The 10,408-nt window shown below is 62.5% G+C and carries 9 protein-coding genes; 5 read left to right on the top strand and 4 right to left on the bottom strand.

All coding sequences use genetic code 11. The annotated features are described in order from the left end of the window. Positions 1 to 346: 346 nt before the first annotated feature. Together OC372_RS13325 and OC372_RS13320 are read right to left on the bottom strand one after the other, a co-directional pair. Positions 347 to 2,860: a DEAD/DEAH box helicase family protein gene (locus tag OC372_RS13325; protein WP_262002343.1), complete on the bottom strand. Its 2,514-nt coding sequence runs from the start codon at positions 2,858 to 2,860 to the stop codon at positions 347 to 349. Positions 2,861 to 3,133: 273 nt separating this feature from the next. Next, positions 3,134 to 4,429 carry a hypothetical protein gene (locus OC372_RS13320; RefSeq protein ID WP_262002342.1) on the bottom strand — a complete coding sequence of 432 codons (1,296 nt, stop codon included), beginning with the start codon at positions 4,427 to 4,429 and terminating at the stop codon, positions 3,134 to 3,136. A gap of 83 nt (positions 4,430 to 4,512) precedes the next feature. Here OC372_RS13320 and OC372_RS13315 point away from each other — a divergent pair, with 83 nt between their 5' ends. Next, on the top strand, positions 4,513 to 5,025 hold the full coding sequence (locus tag OC372_RS13315) for a hypothetical protein (RefSeq protein ID WP_262002341.1): 513 nt from the start codon (positions 4,513 to 4,515) through the stop codon (positions 5,023 to 5,025). On the opposite strand, the gene OC372_RS13310 is transcribed toward OC372_RS13315, so the two are convergent. Further along, the gene (locus tag OC372_RS13310) at positions 5,022 to 5,276 is read right to left on the bottom strand and encodes a helix-turn-helix domain-containing protein (RefSeq protein WP_262002340.1); all 255 of its coding nucleotides are present in this window, start codon (positions 5,274 to 5,276) and stop codon (positions 5,022 to 5,024) included. The two genes, OC372_RS13315 and OC372_RS13310, sit on opposite strands and share 4 nt — an antisense overlap. Before the next feature lie 68 nt (positions 5,277 to 5,344). Then, the gene (locus tag OC372_RS13305) at positions 5,345 to 5,881 is read right to left on the bottom strand and encodes a helicase associated domain-containing protein (protein ID WP_262002339.1); all 537 of its coding nucleotides are present in this window, start codon (positions 5,879 to 5,881) and stop codon (positions 5,345 to 5,347) included. Between the two features lie 90 nt (positions 5,882 to 5,971). On the opposite strand from OC372_RS13305, the gene OC372_RS13300 reads away from it, so the two are divergent. The 4 genes from OC372_RS13300 to OC372_RS13285 all read left to right on the top strand — a co-directional run bounded on the left by OC372_RS13300 (position 5,972) and on the right by OC372_RS13285 (position 10,242). Continuing rightward, positions 5,972 to 6,199 carry a hypothetical protein gene (locus OC372_RS13300; protein ID WP_262002338.1) on the top strand — a complete coding sequence of 76 codons (228 nt, stop codon included), beginning with the start codon at positions 5,972 to 5,974 and terminating at the stop codon, positions 6,197 to 6,199. Beyond that, on the top strand, positions 6,199 to 7,065 hold the full coding sequence (locus OC372_RS13295) for a hypothetical protein (protein WP_262002337.1): 867 nt from the start codon (positions 6,199 to 6,201) through the stop codon (positions 7,063 to 7,065). Before OC372_RS13300 ends, OC372_RS13295 begins: the two co-directional genes overlap by 1 nt. A gap of 463 nt (positions 7,066 to 7,528) precedes the next feature. After that, positions 7,529 to 8,407, top strand: coding sequence for a hypothetical protein (locus tag OC372_RS13290; protein WP_262002336.1), 879 nt, complete (start codon positions 7,529 to 7,531; stop codon positions 8,405 to 8,407). Next, complete coding sequence (locus OC372_RS13285; RefSeq protein ID WP_262002335.1) at positions 8,404 to 10,242, top strand: hypothetical protein; 1,839 nt, start codon at positions 8,404 to 8,406, stop codon at positions 10,240 to 10,242. Before OC372_RS13290 ends, OC372_RS13285 begins: the two co-directional genes overlap by 4 nt. Positions 10,243 to 10,408 lie beyond the last annotated feature (166 nt).

Below are 10,408 nucleotides of genomic sequence, written 5' to 3'. Positions count from 1 at the left end.
ATACTCAGTGCTGCTCAACCGCAATAACAGTGCTGCTCAGCCCCTCGAATACTCATCTGATTGGCCCTCGCTGAGCAACCCTCCATCAGCGTCACAGAGGGCATGACAATCGACGGCCCCGCGGTTTTCTGCGCTACGTGAAAACTGCCCGCGTTGTCCGATGTGCGCATCGTTAGAGACGGCGACTCTCTTCGGAACCGCCGTTCCTCCAACGAGGCGAGCATCGTAGCAAAGACGCACCATCTGCGAAGCCGTGGACAATGACACGAAGATTCACCATGGCGGTCTCCGAGTGCAATTCGGTGCGTTCAGGTGGCGTCGTCGTCAGTCGGACACGATTAGACCGTCAACTTTTCACCCCACGCTGGGGAACAGTGAACTTCAACAGATTGTCAGCGGACAACCCGTGCCCCACCAGCAATCGGCCGACGCTCTCCGCATCGAGCCAGCCTGTGACCGAAAGGGCAGCGGCGAAACTGCGGAGTGCCGCAGCAAGCTCGCCCAGCCCTTTTGCGGTGATGATGCGCATGCCCGGAGGCGGGGTCACGTTCTTGAACACCGGAACGGCCTGGTGCACCATGACGGGCGTCGGTCGCGCCTGTGGGTCGTATCGGCAGCCAAACCACAGCATTGATTCCGCGAGTTGCGCGACATCGCGCTTCCCGATGGCGGAGCTTCGGGCTCCTGTCTTCGCTTCAATGACCCAGAAATTGTTGTCTCCGAGCGCCCACAGATTGTCCGGCCCACCGTCGTCGACGTCGTGCTCTGGTCGCTGTGAACCGAGCCCGATGAAGAAGCCGAGTTTTCGGAACGCTTCTTCGAACTGTTCAACTTTCAGTTCATCGAACACCAGGTCCTCGATGATGGCCTCGACATCAAGTCGAAGCGCGGCCGGTGTGGAGTACGTCGCGATGAGACGTTCAGAACACGTTTTCGCCTGCGGCGACAACCCATCCAACGGCGTGTAGGTCAGGCCCCCAAGCGGCTTTGTCACATTCGTGTTCCGGCTCCGCGCGAGCGTCAATGTCTGTTGCGCAAGTTCCGGGTCGAAGAAGTCTGTGTACACCGCCTGGAGTTCGAGAAGCTTTCCCGCGATAGCGTCAGACATGCTTCCGTCAATGGCATTGGCAATCATCTCCTTCGCTCCCTGATAGTCGCCGTTGGTTGCGAGAACGAAGGCTTCTCGCTCTGCAAGGGCGTGCCTGGATACGCGCCCAGGGGCCGGCGAGATGTTCCTCAACACGTTGAGCGCAAGGCGCACCCATCCTTCACGACGGTCCAGCGCCTGCTGAGCAGTCTCGATAATCTTCGCGAGCGGCAGGCTATCCATCTGAGCCGCAACTTTCCGAGAGAGCTTTAGCTGCGCCTGAGTCGCGGGGCTGAACAGGCTGGCGGTTCGCGGGTCGACTGTCAGTTGCGACAGGCGGGGCCCGAGCAGGAAGACGACACAATGGTCTTCGTTGCTGCGCACACCGCGCCCCATACCCTGTTCGATTCGCTGGACTTGTCGAGCATCGATGCCGGAATCCGCTGACACCAACAGTGAATCCAGTCGCTCTTCCGGGCTGAAGGCCTCTGGTAAGCCGTCGATGACCAAGACACGGCATGCCTCGTTCGGGAGGTCGATGCCGTCATAGCGATTCACAAGGACGACAAGTCCGATGTGACGACCGCTGCGGAGCTTGTCCACGGTGTCGTCGATGTTGTCTTTGTCCGCGATGATTGCGGCGTACGGTTCCCATGCCTTTGCCCAAGACCCGCTGGGAACAAGTACCACCGTGTTGTACCTATCGCTGAGCTTCACAATTTCTTCACGGATGCTCTCGGCGTCGATGCTGGGGTTGATTTCCTGGGGCGCGAGAATCATCCGCTCACCGATGTCACCAGCTGTGACCGGCGTGATGGGAGAGGCGACGCTGTTGGCATCCGCTCCGAAGTCGGTGACAAGCACACTGTCATCCGCCAGTGTCGCAGTCAGGAAGACGCGGTGCTTCGCTTCCATGAAGGAGGTCACATGGTCGATTGGGGGGCAGAACGGTGTGACTGTCACCTCACTGTTGGAGAACACCACCCGGCATAGCGGAAGCACTTCGCTCACCGCCGGCCAGTCATAGTAGAGCGGCTGCTTGTCTCCGGTCTGCGTGCGCAGGATGGTTCGTGCTTGCTCTACTTTGGCGCGCCAGGCCCGGAACGGAACTCGAGCAGGAGTGCCGCGACGGTCGTCCTCCACGTCTAGGAACGCATCGCTCGATTGCGCTTTCATGTCGTCCGCGAACAGACTCAGCAGCTGGCTGAATACCTCGTTGCCTCGCGGAATACTCAAGGAAAGCTGCTGGCGCGTTGTTGCTATCGCCGCGTGTGCGTCGTCGATGACTACCGCCCCGATAGGCGCCCGGGGACGGCTCGTTCGGCGGTCCGAGAACTTGCTCCGGCCGTTGACCAGCTGATAGGCGTTGATGACGGCAATCGCTTCGCTATTTAAGTAGGAGGCGCTGTCAACGTCTGTCGTCGTTGCCAGGCCGAGACGGTCGGCCTCCGCGATGACCTGATTCTTCAGATGGTTACTGGGGGTGACATAGACCGCTGGACCTTCGCCGGCGTTTAGGTAGCTCTGAAGGATGATGAGTCCGTCAATCGTCTTACCACTGCCAGTGTTCACTTTCAGGACGATGTCCTTATCGGCGCGCTTGGCATGCCATGCGGTGAGCACTTGGCCCTGCACGTCACGCAGATAGCCGTACCCAGGAGCCTTCTTGAGCTGCCCGTGCAGCTCGCGAGGCTCTATCGGTGCCTCTTCCTCAGCGCTCGCCAGCATTGCTTCGAAGTCAACCATGAGTCCCCCGGAGTCTTCTTCCATCATGCGCGAAGTAACGCGCCGTGAGTACAGACTTGCGCACCGTTTCAGGTCGAGCAACTCGACCTGCCCACGCCCCTACATTCTCCAGGGCTGCGTGCAATGACGCGGTAGAGCGCGCTTGTGATGTCAAATTCTGACGAAGTGAACTCCCGCTCGATGTCCGAAGCCACGAACCCCAATGCTCCGAGCCGAGCAACGGACCCCGCGTTGACGGCGCCGGATAATGGCGACGATTTCGCGTTGCTGAATCTCCGAAGACGACGTTCCACGGACCTACTAGCTGCCTATCTCTCCTCGCAGGATGGGCCCAAGTGGGTCACGCAGGTCGCGGATGACGACCGGAATGTCGACGCTGCCATGCAGGACATCATGGACATCTCCTGCGGCCAGCGTCCAGTTCGCCTGAATCACCTCTGGAATCCCGTCTGAAGTCTCCGCGAACAGAACGAGAACGACGTCGTCATCTCTGGTCGTCGCAGTCTGCGCCGAGTGCAGTCGAGCGATATCGACGCTCATCGCAGCGGGTGATTCTGTTTCGATGCGAACCCCCGAGGCCGGACTAGGCGAGATTTGGGGCGAGAGCCGCAGGTCCGGCGCTAGGAAGGAGTCCCCTCCCCACGCTTTCGGGCACTCTGGATAGAGCCGAAAGTCCTGACCTCCCGGCCTCCAATCGAGCGCGACAAGCGGCGGGTTCAATCTGACGTCGAGCCGAACCTCTTTGAGCGACGTCTTCGTGTTGTTGATGATGCGGAAGACAATCGGAGGCGAAATCTGGGCCACTAGAGAGTGCAGACCGGCAGTCGGGGTAAGCAAAGCGTTGGCTTCCCAGTCCTCAACTTGCTTGACGAACATCTGAGGAGAACGTCTATCAAGCAAGGGCTGGGCTGACGGCGCCGAGAACGACGATGAGGTTGTCGACGCGGAGCAGTCCGACTTCATTCGGGTAGCCGTGCGCGTGACGTAGTCCGTCAACTCGGATGAATCCGCCACAAAACCGTAGACCTCGCCAACTACTTCGAGCGAAACATCAAACTTGCTCGAAGAAGTCTCGCTGGATGCGCGAACGACGTCGAGCTTGGCCAGGTCCGTCTCAATGACATGCCACACCTTGCCCTTCAGCTCTTCTTCGTTCGTGAACGCCCCGTAGAGGCCACGCTTCTGGAACTCACTCTTGAACTTTCGAAGGGCGTCAACCTGTGTTGTGTCGACGTCGTTCGGAAGAGGCGCGTCGGAAAAGTACACGTGAACAGGCTTACCCGCTGCGTGCGCGCCTTCAATCTCTTCAATGGTGCCGCTGAGCGCCTTCGGAGTCGCTGCACCGATGCGGCTACCGAACAAGGCGATAACAATGTCCGCCTTGTCGACGAGTTGTGCGTTGACGATGTCCTGCGGGTGGGCTCCGGTCTCCGGCGTCGCGCTCGTCTCCCACCGCAAAGGTAGAAGCATGATGCCCCGGTTCCGCGCGTTCGCATCGTTCCACCGGTTGAGCGCATCGTGCGTCGCATCACGCGCGGCCCGGACATCGCCAGGAGACGCAATCATCACGGAGACGACTGTGGCGGGAAAAGTCATGCTTCGACTCTATTCTTCCTGGATAGACATGTTATATCCGGTCGTGCATACTGTTCCTGTCATACATGGAGACCGGAGGAATCATGTCGAACAAGGATGCATTCACCGCAGGGGCGGTTGGCGGGGCATTGGGAAGCATCGGGGGTGCGGCGCTGGCACAACCTGGCGGAGTACGGCGCGTGCTGGGCATCATCGGGCTCGTCCTCACCGTCATCACGACAGGACTCCTCGCCGGCCTTGTGCCAAACCTCAACGCACGCACACCCGGGGCAGCTGTGGGCGGCGCCGTGCTGTTCATCACACTCGTGGGGGTTCTGTGGTTGCCATGGGCGAGCGCGAAGACGTCCTTCCCGTGGACGAAGTTCCGGTGGCACTGGGCCATCACCAGCGAACTTCTGAGTGAGCACTTCGCGTACGCGACATCACTCATCGTGGGCATGGGGTCCAGCGCCGTCATCGCCATCGTCACCGCATGGATGGGCCTGAGAGGGCCGTTCGCTTTAGCGTTCGTCGCGTACGCCCTCTGCGGGCTTCTCTGGGGCTTCCTCACCGCGAGCATCGTGCGGCGAACTGTACAAGCTCAGGCGCAGGGTTAGAGCCCGGAGCGCGCGAAAAGTTCGGAGACGGTGACTCCGAGGACGTCGGCGAGCCCTGCCAGTGTGGCCGTGCGCGGGTTCGAGATTCCGGTGTCATTCCGACGCCCGGATGCGCGCCCGGCTTCGATGAGCTGGACCTGGTTCTTGGTGACGCCGGCACGGTATGCCAGGGATTCCTGGGATAGGCCGGCGGCGCCTCGGAGGTCGCGGATGGACGCGCCGAGCCGCTTGGCTGCCTTTTCGTCCCACACCTTCTCATCATGAGAAAAAGGCCGGAAACAGCCCACCCTATATACAAGGGCTATTTCTTCAGGTACCGTTACGCGGCCTGGGCAAGCCCTCGGAATGCGACAGCACGCGCGTAGGGGAGGTTGCCGTGCGCGTCGAGGAACCGTTGACGCTCCACCCAGCGTGCGAGCTGGCGCTCGGATGAGTCCTCGGAGCGGGAACGCGGCGGGCGACCTTCGGCGGCGACGAACGCGAGGACCTCGTCAAGCCGAGTGTCCCAGGCGTCGTCCTGACACGCCCAGCTCCACTCCGGGATGCACTCGAGAACAGCAACCTGAAACCCGTTATGACGGTCTGCGGTGCGACGCTGATACGCCAACCACGTGTACAGCGCGAAATCGACTTCTCCGTAGCGGGGGCATCTTCTCAACTCCCGGGCGATGAGCAGGACCTCTCGTGCTCTTGCGCACCAAGTGACAGCGCGACCGACTGGCCGCGGGCGTTCTTCTGCAACGGCTCTTTGCAGGGCGAGGTCTGCGCGGGCATAGTCAACGGCCGCGCGCTCGTCTTCGGGAATGTGCGCGTCAGGGTCCGACGCGAGGGCGTAGTACTCGGCGAGCGTGTTCATGGGCAGGCTATGCGCGAGGTTCGCGGGAGCCCGGGGACACGTCTTCCGCATTTGTGACTTGCGTCTTCGCGAAATTTCTAGCCTGTGCCCATGGAACTCACTTTCGAGATGACCGTGACCGTTGTTGTCACGAACGATGCGGCACTGCTGTTGGCCGCATCCGCACGCGCACTAGGCGACTACGGGCTCGACACCGCCTACCTTGCCGACGTGACGTCGTCGATTCCCTCCCAAATCACCGAGCTGCTCATGCCGGAACATGCGGCGGCGCACATCCCCGGTATCGACATCGTTGGCAGCGTCTGCGGCCCCGCATAGTGAACACGGACTCCTACGTCCCAGACCTCCCCGAAGCCGAATGGGGCGACGTGCGCGTCTTCGTCCTGAGCGTGGTCGACGACGTGAAGTCAGCGGTGCCGTATCCGCTCGCCTCGCTCGTGAACGCCGTGGCTCACCACGTGGACTGGGCAGTCAACGTCGCCGGCTACGAGATGACCCGCGAGCTGCTGTTCTCCCGCGACCTCATCGCCGCAGCCGTGACGATGATGCCGACGACATCCCCGTCAACGAAAGGCCGTCGTCGGTCGCTGCTGTTCCGTGTGGGCGAGGCCTTGCGTGTCCTCCCGACATTCACCCCGCTCACTCCCCTGTCCGCCGCAACCCCCACCACCCCGTACAACGAGCTCGACATCAGAACGCTCCGCACCTGGGCGCACCTGCAACGGAGCGACCAGAACTCTCGCTCTGCCCGCGCCCTCATTGCTCTCGGCCTCGGAGCAGGCCTCCCCACGAGGGACATCGGCGCGGTGACCGCCGCAAGCATCAGCATGTACGGGGACGTCGTACACGTGAGCGGGCGCGACGTACCCGTGCGACCCCGGTGGCACGCGGAGCTTGCGGAACTGGGGGCGACAGCGTCCGCTCGCGACGCGTGGCTGTTCCAGCCCCATATCGCGCGCTCGAAGAACTTCGTCACGCTCTTCGTGAACCGCACCATCGGGGCCGGGGTACGACCGTCCACACAGCGGATGCGCTCAACCTGGCTCGTTCAGGCCCTCGCAGACGGTGTCCCGATGCAGAACCTGCTCAGCTCAGCGGGGTTGCAGTCGATGGACGCCCTGACCCGGTACCAGCGTTTCCTGCCTGCACCGTCCGCAGTTGTTCTACGAGGAAGTCCGCAATGACGTGGTCGCGCATCCCTTTCGGAACCCCATCGTCCGCCGCTAGGACAGCGAATCCCGCAATGTCGAGCCCGCAGAAGTTCAGCAGTGCGTGCATGTCTGCAAGAGACAGGAACGCCATGCCGCTGAGGATGCGGCTGACCTTCGGTGCTCGCCAGCCCTTGCCAAGTTGTCGAGCCAGCTCTGCCTGCGAGGTGCCCGTCTCGCGGAGTCGCTGTCGAACGATGAGGGCGACCTGATGTTGAGTGCGCGAAGCCTGTGCCAGCGCGCGGTCGTACGGGTCTTCTGTACTGATGAACCCCGTGCACCGAGAGTCTCCGAAGCGACCTGGTTCCAGTGCGTAGGCCGAAGGCGGGTAGTGCGCGTCCACGGGCCACATCGTACCTACTTTTGCGTCTTGGGCGTATTTGTTACGAGGATTTGCGCATTTCGTCGAAACGGTAACGTCCTCGCGCCTAGAGGGGGTATGACAACCTCAGAAATCCTCCAGAAGTACACCCCGAACCTCCCCGCAGGCACCTGGGCGCAGATGCGCGACCACGTCCTCTCCACCGTGGGCTCGCTCCCTCTGAGCCCCTCCGCTCAGCGATACGCGCTGACTCACCTCACCGGGTTCCTGGACTGGGTTCTCGGCATCTCGGCGACCCCGCTCAACGACGCGCTCCGGGCGGACCTCATCGACGCGTACACGGAGTACCGCCATCTCGAAGTTCGGCCCAACGTCGCCGAACGGGAACGCAAAGTGTTGCGCGACCTCGCCGGGCTCCCGCGCCGTGTCGAACACCGAACACGCACGACCTCCTCCCCCGCAGACATCCCGTACACGTCTCAGGAACAACAGCTGATTCGCCTGTGGGCGGCTTTCCAACCCACCGAGCTGCAGCAGCGCAATGCGAGCGCCCTCGCAGTATTGAGCCTCGGGTGCGGACTCACCGCGGCGGAAGCCATGGCGGCCCGCGTGCAGGACATCGTGCTCGATGCAGACGGGCCCTGCATTGTCGCGCCCGAACGTGTGGTTCCCGCAGCGCACGACTGGGGTGACGTTCTTCGAGACCTCGACGGGTGCGGCCACGATGATGAGTTTCTGGTGGCACCGAAGCGGACGATGCGAAGCGCTGCGAGCGTCCTCGAAGACCTTCGAAGAAGCGGGACCGGAGACATCGTCCCCACGCCGCAGCGGATGCGGAACACGTGGCTCGTCGAGCGCATGAACGCTGGCGTCCCCCTGCAAACCGTCGTCTGGGCATCAGGACTCACGACCGCCCACTCCCTCCTCCGGCTCATCCCCCACACCCGCGCACAGACCCCCGACGAGCGCACGCGCTCGCTGGGAGGTACCCGATGACCGACACCCGCAGACACGACCCTGCCTTCCGAGGTCCCGTCGCGACAGCCACCGTGAAGAAAGCGCTCGAGCTCGTCGACGCTTCCGGAACCCCGGCTCTCATTGAGCTCTGGGAGTCGCAGGACCGCACTCAGGCCGGCGGACGCCCGCCCTATCTCAACATCCGGGCCACACTCGCGCTCTGGCTCATCATCGCGATGGAACAGCAGCCGATGCATATCCGTCGGGTCGCCCTGCTACTCGAGACACGGATGACGGCGAAAGCAGCCCGTCTCCTCGGCATCGCCTACGACCCAGACCTCACTGCCGGGCGGATGTACGAGCGCGCTCGCCTCGCCACCAACCGCATCCTCCGAGTCACTGACGCCTACCCGCTGAAAAACCGTCATTCCCGTCTCACCAAAGCAGAGTACGCCGAGGAGCTGCAGCGACGGGAAGAGATGAAAGACGTCCTCGACAGGCGTGCACGACGCGCGGAGATACTCCGGAATCAGCTCCTGGAAGCCAATTATCAGGCGATACCCGCGAAGTTCCGTCCCGAACGCATCTCCCTCTCCGTGGATGCGACCCGTGTCCGCACGCACGCACGCGGCATGTCCAAAGCACGCCTGGCGACAATGAACGATGACGCAACAGTCAGTGCCGAGCCCGACATGGGCTTCTATCAGCGCGGAAGCAACGGAAAATCTGCCGGAGACAACGCCGTCGCCGAGGGCTCTTACAAGCGGGCGAACAACCGCGCCGTTATCAGCGAATACGCCCTCGAACACGAGTTCGGCGTCCTCTGCTCGCCAGCCCCCTCCGCGCCGGGTAGGTACCCCAGCCTCATAGTGGGGCTGGAGAACCATGTCCCTGGCGTCGACCCCATCGGGGCCGCACGCCAGATGGTCGATAACCTTTACGAGCGCGGGCACACCCTTGAACATTTCGTCGGCGACCGCGCGTACATGCCGAAAGGCGACCCCGACCGTCTCATCAACCCGCTCCGCGAGCGCGGCGTGAAACTAGTCATGGACTACATGAAAGGGCAGCTCGGCCTGCAAGCGCAGAAAGACGGCGCCATCCTCATCGACGGAGCCTGGTACTGCCCATCGATGCCGAAGAAGCTCATCGACGCGTCCCTCCCATACCAGACCGTCGCCCGCCGCACGTTCGGAAAGACAGACCCTGAATCGAAAGCAGAACGAGCCGCAGCCCAAGATGTTTGGTCGAAAATCGTCGCCCAACGGGAGACCTACCTGTTCCGCCCGAAAGAGGCCCCCGACGAGCGCGGACGCGTCCCCATGATGTGCCCCGCCGCCGGGAACGCGCCCACCGCCACGTGCGGGCTCAAACCGAACCCGAAAGCACAAGCCCAGGCCAACCGGAACAAGCGCCCGCTGCTTCCCATCGTAGGTTTCGCCGCACCCGGCAAAGTCTGCGACAACAAGACGAGCACGTCGTTCCACATCAACGACGGTGGACTCTTCGAGCAGTACTACCAGTGGGGCTCGAAAGAATGGCAGGCAGTGCATGGCCACATGCGCAACCGCGTCGAATCCATGAACCAGTACGCAAAAGACGACTCCACCTTCGCCCTCGCAGCCCCCGGACGACGCCGCATGCGTGGGTTCACGGCGCAGTCATTCCTCGTCGCGATGACCATCGTCGCCGTCAACGCCCAGATACTCCTCGACTTCCTTCTCGAACACGACGAGCAAGACATCGAAGCCGAACTCGGCATCATCTCCCCCGCCCGCCGCGTCAACCGCACCCGACGCACCAGCGCAGCCCAGCGACTCGAAGGGCTCAGACGCAACCGAAAACGAGGCGACTCGCTCACGGCCCGAACCTAGGCCGGCACGCCCCACACGCACCCCGCGGGATTCAGAGGCTTGAAAACTGACGGGGTGTTCGGCGTGCCCGCAGACAGTTCGAAAGGCCCAGAGAAGGACGCTGTCGGGCCTCGGCGAGGTGCTCGGGTGCAGTGAGGGCAGTGTGCGAGGTGCCGATGCGGACCGG

It is taken from the genome of Microbacterium sp. Mcb102 (assembly GCF_024519805.1).
Lineage (GTDB): Bacteria > Actinomycetota > Actinomycetes > Actinomycetales > Microbacteriaceae > Microbacterium.
The sequence above is the reverse complement of the archived record's forward strand: the minus strand, read 5'-3'. Positions and strand labels throughout refer to the sequence as shown.

Excerpts from the sequence above, each read along its gene's own strand:
- OC372_RS13320 (WP_262002342.1), bottom strand. The coding sequence starts at position 4,429 with ATGACTTTTCCCGCCACAGTCGTCTCCGTGATGATTGCGTCTCCTGGC.
- OC372_RS13305 (WP_262002339.1), bottom strand. The coding sequence starts at position 5,881 with ATGAACACGCTCGCCGAGTACTACGCCCTCGCGTCGGACCCTGACGCG.
- OC372_RS13285 (WP_262002335.1), top strand. The coding sequence starts at position 8,404 with ATGACCGACACCCGCAGACACGACCCTGCCTTCCGAGGTCCCGTCGCG.
- OC372_RS13290 (WP_262002336.1), top strand. The coding sequence starts at position 7,529 with ATGACAACCTCAGAAATCCTCCAGAAGTACACCCCGAACCTCCCCGCA.
- OC372_RS13315 (WP_262002341.1), top strand. The coding sequence starts at position 4,513 with ATGTCGAACAAGGATGCATTCACCGCAGGGGCGGTTGGCGGGGCATTG.
- OC372_RS13300 (WP_262002338.1), top strand. The coding sequence starts at position 5,972 with ATGGAACTCACTTTCGAGATGACCGTGACCGTTGTTGTCACGAACGAT.
- OC372_RS13325 (WP_262002343.1), bottom strand. The coding sequence starts at position 2,860 with ATGATGGAAGAAGACTCCGGGGGACTCATGGTTGACTTCGAAGCAATG.